Genomic DNA, 24,300 nt, shown 5'->3' on the forward strand with positions numbered 1-24,300 from the left:
TAAAATGCTAAGTAATGATTATGCTTTCAGCTTGTCCAGCGCGGCGGTGTAATCCGGCTCGGTAGTGATTTCATTAACCAGTTCGCTGAAGACGACAGTGTCGTTTTCATCAAGAACCAGTACCGCGCGTGCTGCCAGACCTTTCAGAGGGCCTTCGGCGATGCTGACGCCGTAATTTTCGAGGAAATCCGGGCTGCGCAGGGTGGAGAGAGTGATAACGTTGCTCAGGCCTTCAGCGCCGCAGAAGCGAGACTGGGCGAACGGCAGGTCAGCAGAAATGCACAGCACAACGGTGTTGTCCATTTCAGTTGCCAGCTGGTTGAACTTACGCACGGAGGCGGCGCAAACCCCGGTATCTATGCTCGGGAAAATGTTCAGCACTTTGCGTTTACCCGCAAACTGAGCCAGTGTGACGTCAGACAGATCTTTAGCCACCAGAGTAAAAGCCTGCGCTTTGCTGCCAGCCTGCGGAATGGAACCTGCAACAGCAACCGGGTTGCCCTGGAAATGAACGAGTTGTGACATAGATATCTTCCTGTTTACATATAGTTAACGTCGGGGCTAGTGTATGCCATCCGCGGATAACACGGCAAACCAAATTTTTCGCCTTTTCGGGCCGCAAGGAGTCAGTGATGAGAAGCGTTAAGGTCTATGAAGAAGCCTGGCCATTGCACACCCCGTTTGTGATCTCTCGCGGCAGCCGTAGCGAAGCCAGCGTGGTGGTCGTTGAAATCGAAGAGGACGGTTTTAAAGGCGTAGGGGAGTGCACGCCTTACCCACGCTATGGAGAAAGCCTCGCGTCGGTGATGGCGCATATCATGACGCTGGTGCCGGACCTGCAAACCGGGCTCACGCGCGAGGCATTACAGCAGCGTTTGCCCGCCGGTGCCGCACGCAACGCTATTGATAGCGCGCTCTGGAGCCTGGAGGCGGCGAAGCAGCAGCAACCGCTGACAGCATTGCTGGGCGTGGCGCTGCCGGAATCGGTGGCTACCGCGCAAACGGTGGTGATTGGCGAGCCGGAACAGATGGCCGCCAGCGCAAAAGCGCTTTATGACGCCGGGGCCCGGCTGCTGAAGGTGAAGCTCGACGATCGTCTGATTAGCGAGCGAATGGTCGCCATTCGCGCGGCGGTACCCGCAGCCACGCTAATTGTTGATGCCAATGAATCATGGCATCCGGAAGGGCTGGCTGCCCGCTGTCAGCTGCTGGCCGACCTGGGGGTGGCCATGCTGGAGCAGCCTCTGCCAGCAAAAGAGGATGCGGCGCTGAAGAATTTTATCCATCCGTTGCCCGTTTGTGCGGATGAAAGCTGCCACACCCGCGCGAGTTTGAGCGAGCTGCAGGGCCGCTACGAGATGGTCAATATTAAGCTCGACAAGACCGGCGGGCTGACAGAGGCACTGGCCCTGGCGGAAGAAGCCCGGGCGCAGGGTTTTTCGCTGATGCTGGGCTGTATGCTCTGTACGTCCCGGGCGATCGGCGCGGCGCTACCGCTGGTCAATCAGGTCCGTTTCGCCGATCTGGACGGCCCGACGTGGCTGGCGGTTGACGTATCACCCGCGCTCCATTTTACCAGCGGCGTGCTTCATCTCTGAGGCTGCCAGCGCAAAAGCTCCACCATGGCTTTTAAGTATTTTTCGCTGGCTTCATCGGACGAGATTGCCGGGAATTCAGCGGTAATACAGGGCAGGCTCAAATCGGCGCACCAGCTACCGAATGAGCCTGGCGTTTCATAGCCCACGCTGGTCACGAGCGGCAGGGCGAACGCGTCTGCCAGCCACGCGCCGAGCTCAGAGTGGCGCGGATCTTCAATGCAGGCCAGCGGATCGTGGAAGGAGACCACCCACGCGGGGTGGATCTTATGGATTAGCTGGCACAGCGCCTGGGTTTCCGGCTCTGAGCCTGGCTTATCTCCCGTCAGCAGAACCACATCACGCTCCTCGGCGGAGCTGTTCCAGCGATACACCGTTTCCCCGGCGCGCCAGTTTGCTGCCGGAAAATTACGGTTTAAGTCAACGCCTCGCGCATTGGCGCGAAGCCCCAGCTGACAGCCGTCCGGATTTACCGCCAGAATCACATGATGACGTCGCAATGAAGGCGTCAGCGTCCGCAGCGCGCAGGAAAGCGTCACGATGGAGGAGTTCTCGTCCCCGTGTGTGCCGGCAAGAATCAAGCCGCTGTCGCGGTCTGCGTCAGGGGCGGGGAACCAGATCAGCGATGCGCCTAAAAACGAGCGGCCATATTGCTCAGCGCCCGGCGGAAAGGCGCCGCGTTCCGCTCTCGGTCGGGTGGTTGCCATACGAAATCCTGATAAAGAAAGCACTACTGGCAGTGTTGTGCAAAACACGCTGTTAATCAAATAGTTTCCGTAACGGCTGAGAATTGCCTTAAATCACTATTCAGGAGTAAGTTATTTGCATTTCACTTTGTCGAAACAAATAATTACGCATCTGCTTATTACCTGAATTTATTAAAGGGGATCTTATGAAGCATCCTGTTTCGCGTCTTTTTGCCGCACTGTGCCTGTGCGGACTCTCTTCACTTACTTTTGCTGCTGATGTGCCGCAGGGCACTGCGCTGGCGCAAAAGCAGGAGCTGGTCAGGCATATTAAAGACGAACCGGCTTCGCTGGATCCGGCGAAAGCCGTGGGGTTGCCAGAGATTCAGGTGATTCGCGATCTCTTCGAAGGTCTGGTTAATCAGAATGAGAAAGGGGAGCTGATGCCGGGCGTGGCGACGCGCTGGCAGAGTAATGATAACCGCATCTGGACGTTTACCTTACGCGATGACGCGAAATGGTCCGACGGTTCCCCTGTCACCGCCCAGGATTTTGTCTACAGCTGGCAGCGTCTGGTTGATCCGAAAACCACCTCTCCGTTTGCCTGGTTTGCCGCGCTGGCGGGAATCAATAACGCGCAGGCCATTATTGACGGTAAAGCTGCGCCCGATACGCTGGGGGTGACGGCGGTGGATGCCAGGACGTTACGCGTCCAGCTGGACAAACCGCTGCCGTGGTTCAGCAACCTGACGGCGAACTTTGCCTTCTATCCAGTACAAAAAGCTAACGTAGAAAGCGGTAAAGAGTGGACGCGGCCGGGCGCGCTGGTAGGGAACGGTGCTTACGTTCTGAAGGACCGCGTGGTGAATGAAAAGCTGGTTGTGGTGCCCAATACGCACTACTGGGACAATGCCAAAACGGTACTGCAAAAGGTCACCTTCGTGCCGATTAATCAGGAATCGTCGGCCACCAAACGCTACCTGGCAGGGGATATTGATATTACCGAATCGTTCCCGAAAAACATGTATCAGAAGCTGCTGAAGGATATTCCGGGGCAGGTGTATACGCCGCCTCAGTTGGGCACGTATTACTATGCGTTTAACACGCAAAAGGGCCCAACGGCCGATGCCCGCGTCCGTCTTGCGCTGAGCATGACTATCGACCGTCGCATTATGGCGGAAAAGGTGTTAGGCACGGGAGAGAAACCCGCCTGGCACTTTACGCCTGACGTGACGGCAGGGTTTACCCCGGACGCCTCGCCGTTTGAGCAGATGTCGCAACAGGAGCTGAACGCCCAGGCCAAAACCTTGCTGCAGGCCGCAGGCTACGGTCCTCAGCGCCCCCTGAAGCTGAACCTGCTGTACAACACCTCGGAAAACCACCAGAAAATCGCCATTGCGGTGGCCTCCATGTGGAAGAAAAATCTCGGTGTGGATGTCAAGCTGCAAAACCAGGAGTGGAAAACGTACATCGACAGCCGTAATACCGGCAACTTTGACGTGATCCGCGCCTCATGGGTAGGCGATTACAACGAGCCATCAACCTTTTTGTCGCTGCTGACCTCAACCCACAGCGGCAATATCTCCCGTTTCAGTGACCCGGCCTACGATAAGATTATCCACCAGGCGACGCTGGAAACCACGGCGAAAGCGCGTAATGCCGACTACAACATGGCGGAGAAAATTCTTATGGAGAAGGCGCCCATCGCGCCAATTTACCAGTATACCAACGGCCGCCTGATTAAGCCCTGGGTGAAGGGTTACCCCATCAACAACCCGGAAGACGTGGCGTATAGCCGGACGATGTATATTGAAAAGCACTAATCAAGTACTGGCGCGGCTTGCGGCGCCAGTTCCTCCTTCTGACCATCACCCGTCACAGCTGAAAGCATCACTTTTCGGACGGTATTTTTGGCCTGTTCAGATGGTTTGCCCGCCCGACACTTCAATGCGCTGTGCGGTTACCCAACGGTTATCATCACGCAGCAGGCTGGCGACCATCGGCCCGATATCGTCGGAAACGCCGACCCGCCCGAGCGCGGTCATGGCGGCAAACTGCGCGTTGACATCTGCGTTGTCGCGAACCAGGCCGCCGCCAAAATCGGTTTCAATGGCGCCTGGCGCGATGGTATTGACGGTGATGCCGCGCGTGCCCAGCTCGCGTGCCAGATAAACGCTGAGCATTTCCACCGCCGCTTTTGCCGCCGCGTAAGCGGAGAACCCAGGGTACGATACCCGGGTCAGGCCGGACGAGAAGTTGATGATGCGCCCGCTGTCCGCCAGCAGGGGTAAAAGGGTCTGGATCAGGAAAAATACCCCTTTGACATGGACACTGAACAGCCCGTCGAACTGCGCTTCGGTGGTCTCGCCCACCCCGGCAAACTCGCCATGACCTGCGTTATTTATCAGGTGGTCGAAGGTGTCGCGCTGCCAGACCTCGGCGAGTTGTTGACGCAGAGTTTCGGCAAATGCCGGGAAAGTCGTCGTCTGCGCCACATCCAGTTGAATCGCAATCGCCTTACGACCAAGGGTGCGGATTTCCGTGACAACCGCTTCAGCCTGAGGGGTATTTCCTCTGTAAGCGACGATAATATCGCCCCCCTGACGCGCGACAGAGAGGGCGGTGTTACGGCCAAGACCACGATTGGCGCCGGTGATAAGTGCAATTTTACTCATGGTGTATCCTCTGTTTGGTGGAGCTTTTACAGTAGGAGAAGGCCACTCATCCACTTTGCCTGATTCTGGTTATCTTTTGCCTGTTTCTCTTTTCATGGTTTGTTCTGTTGAGAATGACCGCATACTATGGCTTAAAAACTTGCCTGAAAGAGTGTCTATGCGCGATCTCCTGTTCGATCTCTGCCGCCGGTATGCCGATGCTCACGTCGACCGTAGCGGGGTTGCCGTAACGCCGGTTCCAGGGTTGACGATTATCCGGGCTTTGCATCCGGGCGACCTGCAGGCGGCGATCAACAGACCGCTGATGGCGATGCTGTTGCAGGGTCGCAAACGCGTCGCTACGGGGACGGAAAGTTTTGAATATGGCCCCGGCGAGGCGATGGTGATTGCCGCCGATGTGCCGACCCTCAGTCAGATTACCCAGGCCAGCCTTCGCCATCCCTACTATTCCCTGGTGCTGGAACTGGATATCGCCATACTGCGCGAGTTGCAGGATGCTGTGCAAGCAGAGCAGAGGGACGCGCCTTGCGTTGGGGTTGAGCCAATGAATGCTGACGTGACGGATGCGGCTTACCGGCTGGCCAGGTTATTTGAACAACCGGAGGCGATGGCGGTTCTTGGGGATGGGCTACGGCGAGAGCTGCATTACTGGTTGCTTCGCAGTGTCCATGGTCCTGCTATTCGCGCCCTGGGCGCGGCGGATAGCCATTCCGGACGAATTAGCCGTGTGGTCGCAATGTTGCGTAAGGAGTTTACACGTACGATAAGCGTTGAGGAGCTTGCTGACGTGGCGGGCATGAGCGTGTCCGTATTCCATCAGCATTTTCGCGCGATAACCACGATTTCGCCCCTGCAATTTCAGAAACAGCTACGCCTTATCCATGCCCGCCGCCTGATGCTTGTCGATGGCGCAGGGATCGCACAGGCGGCGTATACGGTCGGTTATGCCAGTGTTTCGCAGTTTACCCGTGAATATGCCCGTATGTTTGGCGCGCCACCGGGGCGGGATAAACGCATGGCTACATAACGGTTTTAAGCCATGATTCAATATCTTGAGTCGGTATATTATTCTGTACATTCCAGGTGTTACTCATCGGCCACCACATGCCGTCTCCTCGGGCGAAGGCCGCGCGATAGCGGAGCATCTGGTCATCCGGATTTAAATGCAGTGCATCCAGCAGATCCGGGAGCGTTAATACGTTTTTGGCAAAGGCTTGTCTTGTCGTGCGTTCAACCGTTTCGGCCAGTTTTCCATAAGAAGTGGTTTCACCTGCGACAAATATCACTTCATTTACGATCCGCGGATGATGCAAATAAATTTCGGTGGTCAGCCGACCAATATCCGCGGGAGACGTGACCGTGACCTGCGTGTCCCATCCTCCGAGCGCATTAATGGTTTTTTCGGATAAATTCACCACATTAAATGCCGGTTCGAAGAGAAAGCTGGTAAACATACCGGTTGAAACAATCACCCATTCCGTCGCGTTCTGTTCCCGCAAGAGCGTCCTGACATCATACTGCTCGTCCCAGACGGGCTGGCCGCTCCCTTTGCCGACCACATCGTAATTCACGCCGAACTGCCAGGGGAAATAGCGGTTTACGCCGGCTTCCAGTACCGCGCGGGTAATTTTGAGCTGTGTACCCGCTCCGGCGACAAACCCCATGCAGTTGATCACGGTGTCAAAATCCACAAAACGGGTTTTTAACGTTTCAGTGGAGCTGACGGCGACATCGACCGCGATGAATTCTGCCCCTGCATCAGCCAGTTTTTGATGAATTTCGGACTGAAGTTTACCCCGGCTGTCCCAGGATCCGGGCGAAACGATAACGGTAACAGCGCCATCGCGCTGCGTGACTGCCGGAACCAGATGCTCCAGTACGGCAGCACCCAATTGTCCTGCACCAAGCACTAATACTTTTTCACCTGTCTTGATATCACGTTCTTTCATGTTGAGCCTCTCTTTGTTAAATCGCGTTTCTACTGCAACTTGAGCAAGGTTATGTCAGATAGCTGCATTCGATAAGACCACAGGCATAAGTTAGACTGTTCGTAATAATGGGATAATCGATCTTTTCAGGCGCGGTGGGAACATGGATAAACTGGAATCAATGCGGGTATATGTTTGCGTGGTCGACACCCATAGCTTCGCCAGGGCGGCAGAAGCGCTGGGGCTACCGCGTTCAACCGTATCGCGGGTCGTTAAGGAACTGGAGACATACCTGGGTATTCAACTTTTACAACGCACCACCCGGAAGCTCAGCGTGACCGCAGAGGGCCGGCGTTACTATGACGAGAGCAAACGGCTGCTGGCGGATATTGCGACAGTGGAGTCTTCCTTTCCCGCCAGATCCGCACAGCCCAGAGGCCGTTTAAAAGTCGGTATGCCGCAGTCTCTTGCCCGACACTGCATTCTTCCCTGTCTCCCGGAATTTCTGCGCCAGTATCCCGGGCTGGAGTTGGTACTCTGTTCGAGCGATAGCGTGGAGGACATCATTCAGGAAGGGTATGACTGCGTGATCCGCACCGGGAGGATCGAAGATTCAACGACGCTGGTCGCGCGCCCTCTGGCGAACTTCAGATGGGTTGTTCTGGCTTCTCCGGGCTATATAGACGCCTGTGGTAAGCCGGAAAATCTCGACCAACTGGAAAAGCATTGCGCCGTCGGCTACCTGAACCACCGTACCGGGCGCACCATCGACTGGTTTTTTACGCGTGATGACGGCGATTGTGCAATCCACATGAAAGAGTCGCTGATCGTCGATGATACCGACGCCTATATCCAGGCCGGAATTCAAGGGCTCGGATTAATTCGCGTGGCCAGCTATCTGGCTGAGCCGTATCTGAAGAGCGGGGCGTTGGTTCGCTGTATAGAGAACCTCACTTACGATTTACCACTTTCACTTGTCTATCCACAAAACCGCTATCTTCCGCCTTCGGTGCGCGCCTTTTATGACTGGAGCAGAGCGGTGCTGCAACAACATGGCGACTGACGGACAAGAATCGATGTTTTGCTTAATAGCCGGAAATAAAAAAAGCCCGTCAGAGAACGGGCGAAATAAGCAAATGATTTAGTGATTCGTTATCAACATTGTTGGAGGATAACGCCGCGTATCTTACGTGGCTAAGGGCAATGCAGATACCTGACAAATTCGGTAGGTGAAACAATAAATTAAACGTGCACTACAGTGCGTCAAAAGTGGGGTAGAGACTGTTTTCCAGATATTCAACGAAATACCAAATCTCGCCGCTGAAAATAAACCATAAGCCAAATATAATAAGCAAGAAAATAATTAAGGTGAGTATTAATTCTGTCTTTCCCATTGTCGCCACAACCCACCCGTCGTTAATTTACTTAAGCTGGGCATTGTAGCGGGGCTTTTCCCGATACTCCAGTTTCATGCCGCAAGGACTTTATTACGCCCATCGTTTTTGGCGCGATAGAGCGCATCGTCGACACGTTTAAACAGTGCGTCGATACTCTCTTCCGGGTCATGCCGCGCCACGCCAATGCTGACGGTAAACCGTGGTAAGCCTGGAAGGGTGATATGGGCGACCGTCGCACGGACGGATTCGGCAATCTTCAGAGCCGTTTCAAGAGACGTGCGCGGCAACAGGATGACAAACTCTTCACCGCCCCAGCGGAACACCAGGTCATCTTGTCTGCAGCAGGCTTCCAGCGTTCGGGATAGGGCGATAAGCACTTCATCACCTTTCAGGTGACCGAAAAGATCATTGATGTTTTTAAAATGATCGGTATCCACCAGCAGCAGGCTAAACTGCTGCTGTGCAGAAAGGTGGCTCAGGCTGGTTTGGTCGATAACATTGTAAAACTGTCGTCGGTTGAGTAACCCCGTCATCGAGTCACGTAATGCAGCATTTTCCAGCTCCTGCTCAAGCCTCTTTTGCTCCGTAATATCATGGATTATGCACAGCATCAGTTTGTCACCGTAGATCTCGATGGGTCCCGCATAGGTCTGGACATGGCGGGTGGTGCCATCGGCAAGGCGGTGAATAAAATTGAGCGGCTTATGTCCGCCGGGCAGTGCGGCGATCTCCGTCATGATGGGCATGACGCCTCTGCCAAGCGTGTTAATTTCCCAGGTATGCTTGCAGCACATCTCATCATGCGAATAACCGTAAAAGCTGAGCGCGGCCAGGTTTGCATCGACAATTTGCCCGTCACGGGCAGGATCGATGAGCAGCATCGGCGCGCTGTTGGTCAGGAAAAAGCGTGCGTAAAATCCCTGTTTCTTGCGCTGATAGGTTGCGGAACGGCTGGCTTTCAGGCCAGAGGGGGCGTGGGAAGAGATCCCTTCGAAAACGATAACATCACCATACGGCGTGGCGTGGGTGAGTGAGAGGCGACAGCTTAAGGGGGCGTCCTGCCCGCCCCGGCTAATTGTCCAGATCTCGACAATATCGTGATGATTTTTCAGTTCGGGAACGTACAACGACAGTACGGTTTGCGCACTGGCAGAACAGGAACCTTTGCGCAGGTCGTTCAGCGTTTTATTACCCGTCAGCTGTATTGCGGCCACATTTGCAAAAATAATCTGTTCCGAAACAGGAGAAATGAGCCACACGGGCGTTTTAATTGCATTAAGCGCATCAAAACTATTTTGCGACATAGTATTTTCCTGTTCATCGGCACGATATACCTGACAATCATGGCGGAATTGACTCGCATGTACTCCCTTGAAACATACTCTACTCAATCCCGTCAGGCATGATTTTTTTGTGAAATAAATGCGTTGTCCGTTTGAATTTTATTCATCGGTATAATTTGTTTATCTGAGTTTTTCTGTAGCAGTAGCCATGGAACCTGTTCAGCGGGCAGAGGGCGGGAGAAAAGGTAGCCCTGGAGATAATCACAGCCGAGGCTGGTCAGTATTGCCTGCTGTTCGTCCGTTTCAATTCCCTCGGCAACGACACGCATCTCCATGGTGCGGGCAATATTAATAATGGTTTCCACCAGCTTGCGGCTTTTTTCATTTTCCAGCATAGAGGCCACAAAGCTCTTGTCGATTTTTAGCTCTTTTGCCGGAAGAACGCTCAGCATCAGCAGGTTGGAATAGCCCGTACCAAAATCGTCAATAGAGACGGTGATCCCCGCATGGTTAAAGGCATTGAGCAACTCGATGCTGCGATCGAGATTTTTTAGCGCGGTACTCTCCGTTACCTCCAGGATCAGCCTTGAAGGCGACAGATTATATTTTTCCAGCATTGAGGACACGATGTGAAAGATATCCGGCTGTTCGAACTGAACGGGGGATAAGTTGAGCGACAAAGTCCACTGGCTGAAGCCTTGTTCAGTCCAGAAATGAAGCTGCCGACACGCGGCCTCAATGGCCCAGTTGCCAACCGGAATAATCAAACCCGTTTGTTCCAGCGTGGGCAAAAAAAGACCTGGCAGCAAAACGCCTTGCTCCGGATGCCGCCAGCGCAGAAGGGCCTCAAAACCGTGGATCGTCTTATCTTCAGCATGCCAGGTTGGCTGATACCAGAGTTCAAACCGATCGCGTTCCAGCGCCTGAGAAAGTTCCTGCAGAAAACCCGGCTGCGCCGGAACTGCCGTTGACATCTCAGGGCAGTAAATCGCCCAGCCGTTACGACCGTCTTGCTTAACGTGTTGTAAGGCGGCATCCGCCTTAAACTTCAGTTCATGCAGCGTTTCTCCGTCCTGAGGATAGAGGCTAACACCCGCGCTCAGTGTCGTACTCAGCGTATGTCCGCAAAGCGAAAACGGACGGCGCATATCCGCGAGCAGCGTCGTGAGCAGGGCAGTGAGCTTTTCTTCGTCACATTCGGGAACCAGCAGGATAAAGGCATCCCCACCCAGCCTGGCAAGCGTCATCTCGCGGGTAAGCCGGGACGTGATGCGTTGGGCAATGGTGATTAATAACTCATCGCCGACGCTGTGGCCCCAGGTATCATTCACGCGTCTGAAGCGATCGACATTCAGGAAGATCACGGCAAATTGTTTGTTACTCAACAAGGCGCTGTGCAGACAATCCTGCATTCGGATATCCATCTGGTGGCGGTTTGCGAGGCCGGTGAGAGCGTCAAAACGGACCTGTAGCTCAAGCTGACGGTTGAGCTGGCGTAAGTTATCCGTCAGCCGACTGGTCCGCCAGTGCGAATCAATAAGCGAAATAATTAACATCATGCCGAGCAGGGAGAGCGTGGTGACGGAAACCCAGATGGATAATCCCAGTTCGCTGACCCCGCCGGGGAGCGTACGCGCCATCTCATGGAAATGTGCGGCACTCATGCCTGTATAGTGCATTGCACAAATGGCGGCACCCATGACTAACGCGGCGAGAATGCGAGTAACAAAGACCCCTTTGTGCTTATCCCTAAGGCGGAAAGCCAGCCACAACGCCACGCCTGAGGCGACAACGGCAATGACCACGGATAAACTCACAATGCGCCGATCCCAGAGGATGCTTCCTTCCAGCATCAGGGCGGCCATACCGATATAGTGCATGGAGACCACGCCAGTGCTGAGGATGACCGTGGCGAAGAACAGCCGAAAGAGCGAGAGGTGTTTGCCCGTAACGGCAATGTTAATTGCTATTGTGGAAGCAACAACCGCCACGCCGAGAGACGCCAGGGTTAGCCATAGGTCATAGCTCATCATCATCGGCATTTGCATGGACAGCATGCCGATGAAGTGCATTGACCAAATCCCGATACCAAGCGTGACCCCGCCGGCAATCCGCCAGAACAAAGCCGTTTTTCGGCTGGAAAGGGGAATTTTCCCGGCGCTATCCAGGGCCACAAAGGAGGCGATAAACGCCACCAGACAGGAGACAGCGATCAACACAGGGTCCCACGATATATTGAGCATTATGCAATCCCACGCCTGAGAGGGTTACCGATTTCGCCTGCCGGCACGTCTTTATCTGGCAACGAACATGCGCATTCAAACCATATTAGTTATTTATCGTGAAAAATGACCAGTCATATAAAATGCCAAACTTACTCGTAATATAAAATATATTCTTTTTTATTGAACATTAAGCACTGCTAAACATAGTCGAACAATTGTAGCAAAGCGTCTTAAATATGTGTGCAAATGGCCGATTTTACCGCAGGTGATGGTATCGCTTCAGGGGGCTCTGGACCAGCAACACAGCATGCTGAACAGAACATTTCTGCTAAAACGCCTTTTTTGTCTGACTTAAGTTAAATACTGGGTGGGTAACGGCGAAACGAGAAGCCAGCGTATTTTGTGAGGACAAACGCAAAAGTGAATGCTATAAGTCTTAATGCCGACCAAAATATAAGTTGTGGGTAAAATCATGCTAAGAAATATTAGTGTCAGGACCTTCATTGCCTGGTTCCTGCTGTGCCTTTTTTTTGTGAATGCAGGTATCGTTGTTCTATTTTCCAGCAATCTTTCTCTTTTCGTTTCGATTAATGTGGTCAATTTCGTTGCGTTATTTTTGCTCTGGAGTTATATGACGAAGTTTCTTGTGACGCCGATCAATACTGTGAAAAAAAGTATTGAAGAAGTGACCGCAGGCAACTTAGGCGTCTCTATCCCCGAGTTTGGCAATAACTGCGCGGGGCGGTTAATTCCCGGGATTAATAGTCTTTCCAGCAACATTGCTACGCTGGTGCGTGAGATCAGGGCTTCATCACAAAACGCCATGACCTTGTCGGATCAGCTCTCTTCCCGCAGTGCTCAGCTCTCGGTGAAAACAGAGCAGCAGTCTGCATCTCTGGTGCAAACTGCGGCAAGTATGGAGCAGATGGCAGCAAGTACCCGAAATAATGCCGATAACACCAGGCTGGCGAGCGAGCAGGCGAATGCCGCGACGGTGCAGGCGCGCAAGGGAGGAGAGCTGATGGAACAGGTTGCCAGCAATATGCAATCCATTACCGAATGCGCGCAGCAGATGACGGAAATTATCTCGCTGATCGACGGCATTGCATTCCAGACGAATATTCTGGCGCTTAACGCGGCCGTCGAGGCTGCGCGGGCAGGCGATCACGGTAAAGGGTTCTCCGTTGTTGCAGAGGAAGTACGAAATCTGGCGCACCGCAGTGCGGAGGCGGCGAAAAATATCAAAACGCTGATTGACGTTACCAGCAGTAATGTCACCCAGGGTGCCAGCGTTGTGTCGGAAGCGGAGAAGAATATGCATGACATCGTGACCGGATCCAGCAACGTCAGCCGGTTAATGGATGAGATTTCTACCTCGACCGCAGAGCAGGAGAAGGGCATTTCCCAGATCACGCTGGCGCTGTCCGAACTGGAGCGGGTCACGCAGAGCAACGTTGCGATGGCGGAGGAGCTCAACGGTTCCTCTGATGTGCTGCGTAATCAGGTGATCGAACTGCAGACGCGGACACGAAATTTCAGGCTGGACCAGGGGCACTCCTCGTCACCCGTGACCGATTCTGTCTCGTTCCTTCAGCGCCCCGGGCACTCACTCTGACAGCTTTCCGAAGCCTGGCATGCCGGGCTTTTCTATTCTCGAAATACAGCATGTACAATTCCTGAGCGATTTCAGCGCGATGCGAGACATAGTTGTTGCTTAACCCCTGATGGAAGCTAGACTGACATCGAAAGAGCCAAACAGGGGAGGCACTGTGGAGAGCATTAAAGGATCTGAACTTAACGTTCCTGACGCAGTTTTTGCGTGGGTGCTGGACGGTCGCGGCGGTGCGCGACCGCTGGAAGATGATGATGTCATTGATAAAGAGCATCCCTGCTGGCTACATCTGAACTATACCCACCCGGACAGCGCTGACTGGCTGGCCTCGACTCCGCTACTGCCTAACAACGTACGTGATGCGCTGGCGGGTGAAAGCCTGCGGCCCCGCGTGAGCAGGATGGGGGACGGGACGCTTATCACCCTGCGCTGTATAAACGGCAGCACGGATGAACGTCCCGATCAGCTGGTTGCGATGCGCGTCTATATGGACGACGGGCTGATTGTTTCCACCCGCCAGCGTAAAGTTCTGGCGCTGGACGACATTGTGAACGACCTCAAAGAGGGGACCGGACCGGTCGACTGCGGCAGCTGGCTGGTGGATGTTTGTGACGCTCTGACCGATCATGCGAGCGAATTTATTGAAGAGCTGCACGATAAAATCATCGACCTGGAAGATAACCTGCTCGATCAGCAGATCCCCCCGCGCGGCTTTCTGGCGCTATTGCGCAAGCAGCTGATCGTGATGCGTCGATATATGACGCCACAACGGGATGTGTATGCTCGTCTGGCCAGTGAAAGACTTGGCTGGATGAATGACGATCAGCGCCGCCGAATGCAGGACATTGCTGACAGGCTGGGACGCGGGCTGGACGAGATCGATTCCTGCATCGCCCGAACGGCGGTGATGGCGGATGAAATCGCCCAGGTGATGCAGGAGTCGCTGGCGAGAAGGACCTATACGATGTCCCTGATGGCGATGGTCTTTTTACCGAGCACATTTCTGACAGGGCTTTTTGGCGTCAATTTGGGCGGTATACCCGGCGGGGAATATCGGTACGGCTTCACTGCGTTTTGCGTCATGTTAGTTGTTTTGATTGGAGGTGTTGCATGGTGGTTGCATCGTAGTAAATGGCTGTAAATTTACGTTTTTTTCACCTTTTACGGGGATTAAAACGCTCTTTTAATTGAGCGAAGTCAATAAACATTTACCCCGTAAGGTGCAATATTACTCCCGCAGGTGAATGCAACGTCAAGCGATGGGCGTTGCGCTCCATATTGTCTTACTTCCTTTTTTGAATTACTGCATAGCACAATTGATTCGTACGACGCCGACTTTATAGTCGGCTTTTTTTTGCCTCCTGTTTCTCAGCGTCTACCCTAAAAGGGACGACAGCAAATCCTGGAGGGAAAGATGAGTATTTTACTCGCTCTGCTACTGCAACACTCGCGTCAGTCCGATCCTGTCCCCACCGATCCCGTGCCGATGCCCGATCCCATTCCGCGTCCGCAGCCGATGCCAGATCCGCCGCCGGACGAAGAACCGATTAAATTGTCGCATCGAACCCTGAGATCTGCGAGGATACGCGCCATCTGACCGTAAAGATGACCACGAGAGACTATTGTGACCGCTTTTTCTACCCTGAATGTTCTGCCTGCCGCCCAGCTCGACAACCTCAACGAGTTGGGATACCTCACGATGACGCCTGTTCAGGCGGCCGCGCTGCCCGCTATCCTCGAAGGCCGTGACGTGCGCGTGCAGGCGAAAACGGGCAGTGGGAAAACGGCCGCTTTTGGTCTTGGCCTGCTGCAGCATATTGACGCGACGCTGTTTCAGACCCAGTCACTGATCCTGTGCCCGACGCGAGAGCTGGCAGACCAGGTCGCGGGTGAACTGCGCCGCCTGGCACGCTTTATGCCCAATACCAAGATATTAACCCTCTGCGGTGGGCAGCCGTTCGGCGCGCAGCGCGATTCGCTCCAGCACGCGCCGCACATTATTGTCGCGACGCCAGGCCGCCTGCTGGATCACCTGCAAAAAGGCACCGTCTCGCTGGATGCCTTAAGCACACTGGTGATGGACGAGGCGGATAGAATGCTGGATATGGGCTTCAGCGATGCCATTGATGAGGTGATCCGCTTCGCACCAGCCGATCGTCAGACGCTGCTGTTCTCTGCGACCTGGCCGGAAGCCATCGCCGCGATTAGTAGTCGCGTGCAGAAAAACCCGCTCACCATCGAGATTGACAGCGTCGATGCCCTGCCAGCCATCGAACAGCAGTTCTTTGAAACGTCGCAGCAGGGGAAAATCCCGCTCCTGCAAAAACTGCTGAGCCAGCACCAGCCTGCGTCATGCGTGGTGTTCTGTAATACCAAAAAAGACTGTCAGGCCGTCTGTGACGCCCTGAATGCGGCGGGGCAGAGTGCGCTGTCGCTGCACGGCGATCTGGAACAGCGCGATCGCGATCAGACGCTGGTGCGTTTCGCCAACGGTAGCGCCCGTGTTCTGGTGGCGACCGACGTGGCTGCGCGCGGCCTGGATATCAAATCCCTTGAGTTGGTAGTGAACTATGAGCTGGCGTGGGATCCCGAAGTGCACGTCCACCGTATTGGCCGTACGGCACGCGCCGGGAACAGCGGCCTGGCCATTAGCTTCTGCGCCCCGGAAGAGGCGCAGCGCGCCAATATTCTTGCTGAAATGCTCCAGATCACGCTGAACTGGATGAACGCGCCGGGCAGCGTCAGGCTCGTGCCGCTGGAGGCCGAAATGGCGACGCTGTGCATTGATGGCGGCAAAAAGGCCAAGATGCGTCCGGGAGATGTGTTAGGTGCGCTGACCGGCGATGTGGGTCTGGACGGGGCGGACATCGGGAAGATTGCCGTGCATCCGGCACATGTTTATGTGGCTGTTCGCCAGGCGGTGGCCCATAAGGCGTGGAAGCAACTGCAAAACGGCAAGATTAAAGGTAAAACCTGCCGCGTGCGTCTGCTGAAATAAGGCATAAAGCGTCTCAGAAGACCTTTCTGAGACGCTAGTCGCTTATTTCACTTCAAGCACGTTCAGACGTAACTCTTCGAACTGATTGTCATCGTCTTCCGGCTGCCAGCCCGCAGGCTGCATGGGGATCTCTTCCCGGTCAAACGCCAGATCGCCGCCATTCACCACCTCCGATCCGTGGTTGATACCTTTGAAGTCGAACAGCTCTACATCCGCGAGGTGGGAAGGAACCACGTTCTGCATCGCGCTGAACATGGTTTCGATGCGCCCCGGATAACGCTTATCCCAGTCGCGCAGCATGTCGCCAATCACCTGACGCTGCAGGTTCGGCTGAGAGCCGCACAGGTTGCATGGAATGATCGGGAACCCTTTCGCCTGAGAAAAACGCTCAATGTCTTTTTCACGGCAGTAGGCCAGAGGGCGGATCACAATGTGCTTGCCGTCATCGCTCATCAGCTTAGGCGGCATGCCTTTCATCTTGCCGCCGTAGAACATGTTCAGGAACAGCGTTTGCAGGATATCGTCGCGGTGATGGCCCAGCGCGATTTTGGTCGCGCCCAGCTCCGTCGCGGTACGATAGAGAATGCCGCGGCGCAGACGGGAGCAAAGCGAGCAGGTGGTTTTCCCTTCCGGGATCTTCTCTTTCACGATGCCGTAGGTATTTTCTTCGACGATTTTGTACTCAACGCCCAGCTGTTCCAGGTACTCCGGCAGAATGTGCTCCGGGAAGCCCGGCTGTTTCTGGTCAAGGTTGACCGCTACCAGAGAAAAATTCACCGGCGCGCTTTGCTGAAGATTACGCAGGATCTCCAGCATGGTGTAGCTGTCTTTACCCCCTGACAGGCAAACCATGATGCGGTCGCCTTCTTCAATCATGTTGAAGTCTGCAATGGCTTCGCCCACGTTACGGCGCAGGCGCTTTTGCAGTTTGTTCAGGTTGTATTGCTCTTTCTTTGTATTTGATTGATTTTCTTGCATTTATTACTACCTTCGGAGCCAATAGGGGCATAATAGGGGCAAAAGTTTTTCAGCGTGCGAGCTTATCGTTAAGCATCAGCACCTGTTCGCCATTCATTTCTTCAATCCACGCACCGTAGACTTCATAGACCATTTGCGCGTTTTCATGCCCTATCTGGCTGGCTATGAAAGACGGGTTAGCGCCGGCAGATAAAAGCCAGCAGGCAAAAGTATGCCGCGTATGGTACGGATTCCGGCGGCGAATACCAGCACGTTTTACAGCTGCGTTGAATCTCGCACCTATGCTCGATAAAGAGTAGTAGGCTTTCTGTTCTCCCTTGCGCATCCGGGGTATGAAAACGAATCGCAGGTTTTGATATTCCATCGAACCATACTCACGGTGATGAAAAACAATCTCGGTTTTGGGCTGTAACGAAGACAGCGTACGCTGTGCCTTCAAGGCCTCTAGTGCTGGCTCTAATAGCGTGATAACTCGATCACCTGCATCGGTTTTTGGTGGGACGAACATTCCTAGCGCATTAAGGTTGCGCTGTATATGAGCCGTACCTTTTTCCCAGTCGATATCTTCCCAGGCAAGAGCTGCAAGCTCCCCATGACGGACACCAGTATAAACTGCGAACGTCCACATATTGAGGCTTTGGCCACGCTCGGATTCCGCAAGCAAACTAAACTCCTGCTTCGTTAAAGGATCCGGTTTTACCTTCCCTTTGTGTAGTTTCTTGATCCCTTCAAAGGGCTTGCCACTGATAAAGCCAGATTTGTGTGCAAACCGAAGCAGGGAGCACAGAAGCGATATATAGTTGTTCACGGTACGCACAGTGCGTCCCTGTTTGTTGCTTCTGGGATTTGTCAGGTAAAGTGTCTCACCGTTCAACAACTCCTTCCTGTATTTAAGAATGTCGCTGTGGCGTATAGTTGAAACAGGCGTATCTCCGTTAATGATGTGCATTAACGTACCGAGTTGTGAGCGCGTCTTACGCATCGTATTCGCGCTAATTTCGGTTTCTTTAATGCTCGTCCACAGTTCACACAGCTCTGAAAAGGTTTGAACTGAAACAGTGGTTACGGTTTTTTTTGCTCTTGATGATGAAGGAAAGCGCTGGTTGTAATCAAACTCTCCAAGGTTGATCTCGCTAACGATCACAGCCCGAAGATTTCCGGCTTTTTTGATGTTCGCCGGGGTGTTGATCCAACCTTTTAGAATTTCTCGGCAACGCTTTCCCCGGTACATAAACCAGATACCGTTATCAGGTTCTAGCGCCTGATTGGTTGTAACGTCGGCGTCGCTGGTGCTTTCTGATTTGAGAAGAGTTAGTTTTCCTCCTCTCCAGTCCTCGACTACCTGATTGCGGTCGCCGGCATCTGCTCTCGCCCAGTCAGCCATGAATGCAGCGATCACTTCAGCTTCGTGCGTTTCATCTGGCGCGCAGACCTGCTTAATAGCCTGAACCAGTTTCCACTCAGCGTTCAGGCTTAGTTCGGCAACTTCAGGGATGTCGTTCTTCGCCAGCAGCAGGTTTTGGAGATAGGTGTTGCCTTCATCCAGTGACATTTCGCTTGCAGCCAGCTGCTGCTCTTTAGTGATATGTGATTGGTATTTGTCGCTGGTCAGGTGGACGGCAAAACGGACCGCTGGAGTGCGGTTTTCAAGCGGGACATTGTCAACGGTAGTTTCGACTTTAACGGTCGTTCCCGGCAAGCCTGGTTAATCGCAGCCAGGAAGAGGTGAATGAGATCCGCCGCCAGTGGGTGCTGGCCTTCAAAGAAAACGGGATCACCACCTTGGAGCAGGTTGAAGCCGGCATGCGCATGGTGCGTCGCCAGGATCGCCCGTTCCTGCCTTCGCCAGGCCAGTTCATCAAGTGGTGCAGGGAAGGGCGCAGCGTACTGGGGATCACCACCGCTAACGTGATGGCTGAATACTGGAAGTGGCGCAAACTGGTGTTCCGGTATCCGAGTAGTGAGCAGTATCCGTGGCCAAAACCGGTTTTTTACCACATCTGCATTGAGCTGCGCCGCCGCGGAACTGATGGCCAACTGAGCCATAAAGAGCTTGAGCGTGAGGCCAGTGACATTCTCGATATGTGGGAGAAGCGGGTCCTGGCCGGGAAGCCGATTCCGCCCGTTCGACGGGCGTTGGGGGCGCCTGTATCGCCAAAGGGGCCGACACCAGTGGAGCTTTTGAAAGCAAAATATGAGCGCATGAAGGCTGGTGGAAGGGCAGAGGGATGAAATGGTCCGCTTTGAGCGAGAAGCAGACATTAAAATAATAAGTGAAAGCGCCCACTAAATAACTGTAATGGAGTCATTTCACAGGATGCAGGGCGCTTTACAGCGATTTATAGTCAAATGAAACGGGCTTTCTCAGCCCATTTCTCAGGGAATCCCTGCGCACATAGCACTGGTTCAATGCCCATTATTTCTGCATCGGCAATGTTATGTATGATGAAGGGGTCATCCTGAAGACAGTGTTGAATTTCACTTGTATTGTCTCCTTTAAAAAGTATGTAGCCGCCGGCATGATTGCTGAGGGGGCCTGCAAAAAGGATTTTGCCTTCTTCAAAACCCCTGACCAGCCATTGCTTATGTGCGTCAAGATGAGCAGAAATTGCATCGGGTTGTGTCAGGTAAGTCAGCGTTACGGCGTAAAGCATGGTTCATTCCTTAGCGGCAGAAATCGCATTAATGACTTGTGGAATTAAGGACAAAGCACGGGAAATTTCTCTCAGCTTTACGTCCTCACCTTTCGACACGCCTTCAGCACGGACAAATTCAACACACGAGATGCCCAGGAAGCCCAGAAACTTGCGCAAGAACTTCTCCTGAAAGTCCATATCTTCCAGCCCCGTACCGGCATAAAAACCGCCCCGCGCTGAGGCGATGATGACTTTTTTGCCCCCCGCAAGGCCCACGGGCCCCGTTGGGGTATAGCTGAAGGTTTTCCCTGGCTGAGCAATTCTGTCCATCCAGGCCTTCAACTGGCTGGACACAGAAAAGTTGTACATTGGCGCGCCGAGAACAATCATCTCGCTTTCCAGAAACTCCGAGACCAGAGCGTCTGATACTTGCTGCTCAGACGCCAGAAGGGCTGTAGCAATCGGCCGTCCCGAAACAGACCTGAATCCTGAAGCAATCTCCCCGGTCAGATGACTGATTTCGTCTTTCACAAGATCCCGATAAGTCAGTTGATGCTCCTGACCGGTTGCTACCAGTTGCCTCACTATTTCAGCCGACAACTGGCGGGTTACTGAAAACTCATGGTTGATGCTGGAATCAAGATGGAGAATTTTCATTGCCTATTTTCCTGGTATGTACGGATCAGTGGATGCTCTGCGCCGCCTTTACAATCAATGCGGCAACCTCTTCGGGATGAGAAATCATGGACATATGGTCTGAGTGAATCCGCGTGATGTGCGCCCCGGCCTCATGGGCAAAACCGGCCTGTACTGACGGATTCAGCGCGTTGTCGTTTCCTGTGAGGAGATACCAGGAAGGTTTCTTTCGCCAGGCGGCTTCCTTCACTTTTTCCTGAAAGGCGGTAGCGGCGATAGGCTGCTGCACAGCAGCGAGTCGCAGGCTCTTTTTGATGCTTATCTCATTGGCCATAACCTGGTGAAACAACTCTGGCTCATCAAGCCAGATAAGGCCGTTCTTATCGGCTTCCATCCCTGTCATGGGGGCATGAAATCGCGCCAGTGCGTCAGATACGGATTGATTGCTGTCAGGAACCAGAGCGGATAAATAGACCAGCCCCCTGACGTTGCTCGCATTGCCAGCCTGAGTGATCACGGCTCCTGCCCATGAATGCCCCACGAGCAGAACGTTACCCTTCTGACGCTCAAGCACACGCTCAGTTGCAGTTACATCGTCTCGTAATGACGTCAGAGGATTCTGAACAGCCGTAACGTGGAATCCCCTCTCCTGCAACAGGGAGATGACGGCTGACCAGCACGAGCCGTCAGCAAAGGCACCGTGAACCAGCACGATATTTTTTATCCCCCCTTCCTGTGCCATAAGCAACGGGCTATTCATGAATAAAAGACACAAGGCAAATGCTCCTTTTATCAGCGCGCGTGACATAACATTTCTCATCCACATGCCTGTATTGTTCCTGCGGTGTTCAATTTCAGGCAGTGTAATCACCCAGACAAAGGGTATGAAGTGTCATTAATGACAGGTAACATGCGAAATCAGACATTCTTCATGACGGGGTTAAACATGCGCGTTGCGTTACTTGCTCTTCCGGGCAGCATGCGTTCGGCGCTTGCGGGGCTGGCTGATATGTTCTGGCTGGCGAATCAGGTGGTCAGGATGAACCCTATGGTAAATCCTGAGATATCCAGAGATGTTCCTTTATTCGACGTCAGGACGATTACCGCTGATGGTCAGCCGGTCAGGGATGTTCAGGGACGCAGTATTGAAAGTGATGGCGCATTTAGTGAACCTGATACCTTTGAGGTGATTATTGCCAGCGGTATGCAGCTGGATGAGCATAGATTTCCCGCTGAAAGAGCCGCTGTATCAAATGCGGCCGAGTGGCTGAAAGTGAAGTATTCAGAGGGAAGCTGTATTGCCTCAGCCTGTGCAGGCGGTTTTGTACTGGGAGAAGCGGGTTTACTCAACGGACGGGTCTGTACCACAACGTGGTGGTTATATCCCACTTTCGCTGAACGCTATCCACTGGCAAAACCTGTATGGGGAAAAAACCTGGCCGAACAGGACAATGTGGTCACTGCAGGCGGACCACTCTCATGGGTCGATCTGGTCATATACCTCGTTCGCAAACATGCAGGTAATGAGCTGGCAAAGTTAACAGCTGACATGGCCGTTGCTGACAGCCAGCCTCTGTCACAGCAAATTTATGCGCCCGCAGGTTTTCTCAATTCAAGACATCCTCTTTTGACTAAAGCAGAAAACCTGCTTCGTTATCAGAATCCTGCCATGACGGTTGAGCAACTTGCTGCAGCTCTGAATATGACGACCCGGACACTGAACCGTAAAATGAAAATGCTCGTCCAGGAAAGCCCGAAGGACTTCATTACCCGGGTTCGTATTGAAACGGCATCCGTGCTACTGGAAAGCCCGGGGAAAACTATTTCTCAGATCGCAAGTGCATGCGGGTACGGCGATGAAACAGCGTTCAGGCGCGCCTTTAGCACCATAATGGGGATGTCCCCTGGAAGTTTCAGAAAGCGTCTTTCGATAAAACGCCCTTCACATTCGAGTTGCGAATGAACGCGCTGAACTTTCACCTCTGTTAACTTCAGGATGGTCGTCTGCTCATTTGCCAATCTTAACGGGTTTCATTTCTGGCTAGTATTCAGAGCAACATACCTTTACTTTGCGACTGTCCGCCACTGGCACTGAGCGTTCAAACACGCTTGCTTGTCGGGCGCTGGGGGGCGCCAGTATCGCCAAAGGGGCCGACACTAGTGGAGCTTTTGAAAGCAAGATATGAGCGCATGAAGGCTGGTGGAAGGGCACAGGGATGAAATGGTCCGCTTTGAGCGATAAGCGGATCACACTATCTAAAGGAAGGCATCACTGAAAATGTCGATACAGTCATGCTAAAAAAATGTATAAATTTTGTTTTTCATCGACGATAAAGAAGGGATTTCAATGGTTGAGGTTGAGGAATTAAAAATGAAGTATCCAGTTGCAGATGCCTGGCAAATGGGTGACAGCCCGGAACTCGCTAGCGAGCTTGCGGACCTGGTCAAAAAAGGGATCAAAACGGCCTCTTCCGGATCTTTTGCCTCTTTCCAGGAAGAGGATTCTCCCCTGAGGATTGGGAGTTATAACATTATTCTTGATGGCCAGAATGTTCCGGTCTGCGTGATCAGACTGGTTTCATTGCGACTGGTGCGTTTTTGTGATGTGACTGAGGCGTTCGCCCGCAAAGAAGGTGAAGGGGATTTAAGCCTTGAATACTGGCAGAAAGAGCATCAGAGATTTTTCACCCGCGAAGGTCATTTTTCTCAAGAGATGGAGTTGATCGCAGAAGAGTTTGAAGTGGTTGAGATCCTATAGGTCAAAGTAAACGGGCTGAAGTTAGCGTAAATGTTGAGGCTGATTAAATGAGAGATTATGTTGCTAGCTTGATCGACACCAGTACCATAGCTTTGGTAGGCACTACCTCGAGCAATCATAACACTACCCACTCTAGGGTTTTTATAGAGCAAGAAATTGCAGCGTGCTTTGTCAATGCATAAGATTTTAACTATTCAGAGGAGGATGAGTGGTACTCATAAAATTGGTACATATCCTAATGCGAAACTTTATTAATCATGTTTTGCATCATAAAACATAACGTCAAAATCAATTATATTTTAAAACGTATTCTTAAGTGTTTAATTTCAATGAGGCAAACATAAAGTGAAAATCTTAATGATGGTGGTAGCTGTCACTTTTCTGGCTGGTTGTACTAGTGATACCCGCTCGATGTGGCATAGTCGTTATGCTTTCAAAACAGTCGGTCAAGTAGCTGCAATGTGTGATGATGGGGACTATGACGCATGTTATGCAGCTCGCGACATGGGGGCTATGCAGGTTGGATTGAATCAAGCAAACCAAACAATACAACAACAACAAGCTCAGCAAGCTGCCATAGACGCAGCAAATCGCCCGGTTACCACTAACTGTACACCTACAATAAATGGTGGAATGAGCTGTACTACTTTTTAAATCTTAGAAGAAGTGTTGTTTTAAAATAGTGTGCTTTTAAGTTATATTCTTTTTTTTACTCAGTACATTTTAATGAGTTTTTTCATTCAATCATTGAAGACCCATATGGCCTTAGCGCCAGCCAGTAAGTTATATACAAACTGACTGGCGCTAAATCTTGCAATGATTGTAAAGTAATACTGGTGAATGTTGATTTAAAGAGTTTAAGAGTGTTAATGTTATTTTTGATAGAATTACGC

General features: G+C 52.7%; 23 protein-coding genes and 1 pseudogene. 12 read left to right on the forward strand and 12 right to left on the reverse strand.

The genetic code is table 11. The features are described 5' to 3' along the window. Window positions 1-18 precede the first annotated feature (18 nt). Window positions 19-525, reverse strand: coding sequence for a thiol peroxidase (gene tpx, locus URZ40_RS13090; RefSeq protein WP_116339558.1), 507 nt, complete (start codon window positions 523-525; stop codon window positions 19-21). Window positions 526-632: 107 nt separating this feature from the next. On the opposite strand from tpx, the gene ycjG reads away from it, so the two are divergent. Beyond that, window positions 633-1,598 (forward strand): L-Ala-D/L-Glu epimerase, encoded by a 966-nt coding sequence (gene ycjG, locus URZ40_RS13095; protein ID WP_116339560.1) that lies wholly within the window; start codon window positions 633-635, stop codon window positions 1,596-1,598. Here ycjG and mpaA read toward each other — a convergent pair. Next, a complete protein-coding gene (mpaA, locus tag URZ40_RS13100; protein ID WP_116339562.1) occupies window positions 1,589-2,302 on the reverse strand; it encodes a murein tripeptide amidase MpaA in 714 nt (237 codons plus the stop codon). The two genes, ycjG and mpaA, sit on opposite strands and share 10 nt — an antisense overlap. Before the next feature lie 185 nt (window positions 2,303-2,487). Here mpaA and URZ40_RS13105 point away from each other — a divergent pair, with 185 nt between their 5' ends. Continuing rightward, window positions 2,488-4,104: a peptide ABC transporter substrate-binding protein gene (locus URZ40_RS13105; protein ID WP_163330873.1), complete on the forward strand. Its 1,617-nt coding sequence runs from the start codon at window positions 2,488-2,490 to the stop codon at window positions 4,102-4,104. Between the two features lie 96 nt (window positions 4,105-4,200). On the opposite strand, the gene URZ40_RS13110 is transcribed toward URZ40_RS13105, so the two are convergent. Next, window positions 4,201-4,956, reverse strand: a complete 756-nt coding sequence (locus URZ40_RS13110) for an SDR family oxidoreductase (RefSeq protein WP_316379267.1) — start codon at window positions 4,954-4,956, stop codon at window positions 4,201-4,203. A gap of 157 nt (window positions 4,957-5,113) precedes the next feature. Between URZ40_RS13110 and URZ40_RS13115 the strand changes: the two genes are divergently transcribed. Then, a complete protein-coding gene (locus tag URZ40_RS13115) occupies window positions 5,114-5,983 on the forward strand; it encodes an AraC family transcriptional regulator (RefSeq protein ID WP_116339568.1) in 870 nt (289 codons plus the stop codon). Here the strand turns inward: URZ40_RS13115 and URZ40_RS13120 are convergent. Further along, window positions 5,976-6,905 carry an aromatic alcohol reductase gene (locus URZ40_RS13120; RefSeq protein WP_163330876.1) on the reverse strand — a complete coding sequence of 310 codons (930 nt, stop codon included), beginning with the start codon at window positions 6,903-6,905 and terminating at the stop codon, window positions 5,976-5,978. The two genes, URZ40_RS13115 and URZ40_RS13120, sit on opposite strands and share 8 nt — an antisense overlap. A 142-nt stretch (window positions 6,906-7,047) precedes the next feature. Between URZ40_RS13120 and URZ40_RS13125 the strand changes: the two genes are divergently transcribed. Next, complete coding sequence (locus tag URZ40_RS13125) at window positions 7,048-7,947, forward strand: LysR family transcriptional regulator (RefSeq protein ID WP_316379266.1); 900 nt, start codon at window positions 7,048-7,050, stop codon at window positions 7,945-7,947. Between the two features lie 190 nt (window positions 7,948-8,137). Here URZ40_RS13125 and URZ40_RS13130 read toward each other — a convergent pair whose 3' ends face one another. The 3 genes from URZ40_RS13130 to URZ40_RS13140 all read right to left on the reverse strand — a co-directional run bounded on the left by URZ40_RS13130 (window position 8,138) and on the right by URZ40_RS13140 (window position 11,807). After that, the gene (locus URZ40_RS13130) at window positions 8,138-8,278 is read right to left on the reverse strand and encodes an Ecr family regulatory small membrane protein (protein ID WP_162874963.1); all 141 of its coding nucleotides are present in this window, start codon (window positions 8,276-8,278) and stop codon (window positions 8,138-8,140) included. 74 nt (window positions 8,279-8,352) lie between these two features. Beyond that, window positions 8,353-9,585: a sensor domain-containing diguanylate cyclase gene (locus URZ40_RS13135; RefSeq protein ID WP_316379265.1), complete on the reverse strand. Its 1,233-nt coding sequence runs from the start codon at window positions 9,583-9,585 to the stop codon at window positions 8,353-8,355. Between the two features lie 92 nt (window positions 9,586-9,677). Then, window positions 9,678-11,807: an EAL domain-containing protein gene (locus URZ40_RS13140; protein ID WP_320720653.1), complete on the reverse strand. Its 2,130-nt coding sequence runs from the start codon at window positions 11,805-11,807 to the stop codon at window positions 9,678-9,680. 454 nt (window positions 11,808-12,261) lie between these two features. Between URZ40_RS13140 and URZ40_RS13145 the strand changes: the two genes are divergently transcribed. The 4 genes from URZ40_RS13145 to dbpA all read left to right on the forward strand — a co-directional run bounded on the left by URZ40_RS13145 (window position 12,262) and on the right by dbpA (window position 16,399). Then, window positions 12,262-13,404 carry a methyl-accepting chemotaxis protein gene (locus URZ40_RS13145; RefSeq protein WP_320720654.1) on the forward strand — a complete coding sequence of 381 codons (1,143 nt, stop codon included), beginning with the start codon at window positions 12,262-12,264 and terminating at the stop codon, window positions 13,402-13,404. A gap of 154 nt (window positions 13,405-13,558) precedes the next feature. Continuing rightward, entirely contained in the window at window positions 13,559-14,542 is a 984-nt protein-coding gene (zntB, locus tag URZ40_RS13150) for a zinc transporter ZntB (protein ID WP_116339581.1), read from the forward strand. Window positions 14,543-14,833: 291 nt separating this feature from the next. Next, window positions 14,834-14,998: a hypothetical protein gene (locus URZ40_RS13155; RefSeq protein ID WP_320720656.1), complete on the forward strand. Its 165-nt coding sequence runs from the start codon at window positions 14,834-14,836 to the stop codon at window positions 14,996-14,998. Window positions 14,999-15,025: 27 nt separating this feature from the next. Then, window positions 15,026-16,399, forward strand: coding sequence for an ATP-dependent RNA helicase DbpA (dbpA, locus tag URZ40_RS13160; protein ID WP_320720655.1), 1,374 nt, complete (start codon window positions 15,026-15,028; stop codon window positions 16,397-16,399). A 42-nt stretch (window positions 16,400-16,441) separates the two neighbouring features. Here dbpA and ttcA read toward each other — a convergent pair whose 3' ends face one another. Together ttcA and URZ40_RS13170 are read right to left on the reverse strand one after the other, a co-directional pair. Further along, the gene (gene ttcA / locus URZ40_RS13165) at window positions 16,442-17,377 is read right to left on the reverse strand and encodes a tRNA 2-thiocytidine(32) synthetase TtcA (protein WP_045260636.1); all 936 of its coding nucleotides are present in this window, start codon (window positions 17,375-17,377) and stop codon (window positions 16,442-16,444) included. A 49-nt stretch (window positions 17,378-17,426) separates the two neighbouring features. Continuing rightward, the gene (locus URZ40_RS13170; RefSeq protein ID WP_320720657.1) at window positions 17,427-18,608 is read right to left on the reverse strand and encodes a tyrosine-type recombinase/integrase; all 1,182 of its coding nucleotides are present in this window, start codon (window positions 18,606-18,608) and stop codon (window positions 17,427-17,429) included. Between the two features lie 455 nt (window positions 18,609-19,063). On the opposite strand from URZ40_RS13170, the pseudogene URZ40_RS13175 reads away from it, so the two are divergent. Further along, window positions 19,064-19,609 (forward strand): annotated as a pseudogene (locus URZ40_RS13175) (replication protein P); the annotation flags it as partial. 113 nt (window positions 19,610-19,722) lie between these two features. Here the strand turns inward: URZ40_RS13175 and URZ40_RS13180 are convergent. From URZ40_RS13180 to URZ40_RS13190, 3 genes are read right to left on the reverse strand one after another with little or no spacing between them, the layout of a single operon-like run. Next, window positions 19,723-20,031, reverse strand: coding sequence for a YciI family protein (locus URZ40_RS13180; RefSeq protein ID WP_214597745.1), 309 nt, complete (start codon window positions 20,029-20,031; stop codon window positions 19,723-19,725). Between the two features lie 3 nt (window positions 20,032-20,034). Beyond that, complete coding sequence (locus URZ40_RS13185) at window positions 20,035-20,670, reverse strand: FMN-dependent NADH-azoreductase (protein ID WP_214597746.1); 636 nt, start codon at window positions 20,668-20,670, stop codon at window positions 20,035-20,037. Between the two features lie 25 nt (window positions 20,671-20,695). Further along, window positions 20,696-21,475, reverse strand: a complete 780-nt coding sequence (locus tag URZ40_RS13190; protein ID WP_214597747.1) for an alpha/beta hydrolase — start codon at window positions 21,473-21,475, stop codon at window positions 20,696-20,698. Window positions 21,476-21,547: 72 nt separating this feature from the next. Here URZ40_RS13190 and URZ40_RS13195 point away from each other — a divergent pair, with 72 nt between their 5' ends. The 3 genes from URZ40_RS13195 to URZ40_RS13205 all read left to right on the forward strand — a co-directional run bounded on the left by URZ40_RS13195 (window position 21,548) and on the right by URZ40_RS13205 (window position 24,061). Then, window positions 21,548-22,612: a helix-turn-helix domain-containing protein gene (locus tag URZ40_RS13195; protein WP_316379311.1), complete on the forward strand. Its 1,065-nt coding sequence runs from the start codon at window positions 21,548-21,550 to the stop codon at window positions 22,610-22,612. 384 nt (window positions 22,613-22,996) lie between these two features. Next, on the forward strand, window positions 22,997-23,407 hold the full coding sequence (locus tag URZ40_RS13200) for an ASCH domain-containing protein (protein ID WP_316379260.1): 411 nt from the start codon (window positions 22,997-22,999) through the stop codon (window positions 23,405-23,407). Between the two features lie 345 nt (window positions 23,408-23,752). Beyond that, a complete protein-coding gene (locus URZ40_RS13205; RefSeq protein WP_074171915.1) occupies window positions 23,753-24,061 on the forward strand; it encodes a hypothetical protein in 309 nt (102 codons plus the stop codon). Window positions 24,062-24,300 lie beyond the last annotated feature (239 nt).

It is taken from the genome of Enterobacter sp. 296B2, assembly GCF_034106185.1.
Classification (GTDB): Bacteria; Pseudomonadota; Gammaproteobacteria; order Enterobacterales; family Enterobacteriaceae; genus Enterobacter; species Enterobacter cloacae_N.

Excerpts from the sequence above, each read along its gene's own strand:
- URZ40_RS13115 (WP_116339568.1), top strand. The coding sequence starts at position 5,114 with ATGCGCGATCTCCTGTTCGATCTCTGCCGCCGGTATGCCGATGCTCAC.
- ycjG (WP_116339560.1), top strand. The coding sequence starts at position 633 with ATGAGAAGCGTTAAGGTCTATGAAGAAGCCTGGCCATTGCACACCCCG.
- tpx (WP_116339558.1), bottom strand. The coding sequence starts at position 525 with ATGTCACAACTCGTTCATTTCCAGGGCAACCCGGTTGCTGTTGCAGGT.
- URZ40_RS13135 (WP_316379265.1), bottom strand. The coding sequence starts at position 9,585 with ATGTCGCAAAATAGTTTTGATGCGCTTAATGCAATTAAAACGCCCGTG.
- URZ40_RS13185 (WP_214597746.1), bottom strand. The coding sequence starts at position 20,670 with ATGAAAATTCTCCATCTTGATTCCAGCATCAACCATGAGTTTTCAGTA.
- URZ40_RS13110 (WP_316379267.1), bottom strand. The coding sequence starts at position 4,956 with ATGAGTAAAATTGCACTTATCACCGGCGCCAATCGTGGTCTTGGCCGT.
- mpaA (WP_116339562.1), bottom strand. The coding sequence starts at position 2,302 with ATGGCAACCACCCGACCGAGAGCGGAACGCGGCGCCTTTCCGCCGGGC.
- URZ40_RS13195 (WP_316379311.1), top strand. The coding sequence starts at position 21,548 with ATGACAGGTAACATGCGAAATCAGACATTCTTCATGACGGGGTTAAAC.
- URZ40_RS13140 (WP_320720653.1), bottom strand. The coding sequence starts at position 11,807 with ATGCTCAATATATCGTGGGACCCTGTGTTGATCGCTGTCTCCTGTCTG.
- URZ40_RS13170 (WP_320720657.1), bottom strand. The coding sequence starts at position 18,608 with ATGTACCGGGGAAAGCGTTGCCGAGAAATTCTAAAAGGTTGGATCAAC.
- ttcA (WP_045260636.1), bottom strand. The coding sequence starts at position 17,377 with ATGCAAGAAAATCAATCAAATACAAAGAAAGAGCAATACAACCTGAAC.
- URZ40_RS13105 (WP_163330873.1), top strand. The coding sequence starts at position 2,488 with ATGAAGCATCCTGTTTCGCGTCTTTTTGCCGCACTGTGCCTGTGCGGA.
- URZ40_RS13145 (WP_320720654.1), top strand. The coding sequence starts at position 12,262 with ATGCTAAGAAATATTAGTGTCAGGACCTTCATTGCCTGGTTCCTGCTG.
- URZ40_RS13130 (WP_162874963.1), bottom strand. The coding sequence starts at position 8,278 with ATGGGAAAGACAGAATTAATACTCACCTTAATTATTTTCTTGCTTATT.
- URZ40_RS13120 (WP_163330876.1), bottom strand. The coding sequence starts at position 6,905 with ATGAAAGAACGTGATATCAAGACAGGTGAAAAAGTATTAGTGCTTGGT.
- URZ40_RS13125 (WP_316379266.1), top strand. The coding sequence starts at position 7,048 with ATGGATAAACTGGAATCAATGCGGGTATATGTTTGCGTGGTCGACACC.
- URZ40_RS13190 (WP_214597747.1), bottom strand. The coding sequence starts at position 21,475 with ATGTGGATGAGAAATGTTATGTCACGCGCGCTGATAAAAGGAGCATTT.
- URZ40_RS13200 (WP_316379260.1), top strand. The coding sequence starts at position 22,997 with ATGGTTGAGGTTGAGGAATTAAAAATGAAGTATCCAGTTGCAGATGCC.
- URZ40_RS13180 (WP_214597745.1), bottom strand. The coding sequence starts at position 20,031 with ATGCTTTACGCCGTAACGCTGACTTACCTGACACAACCCGATGCAATT.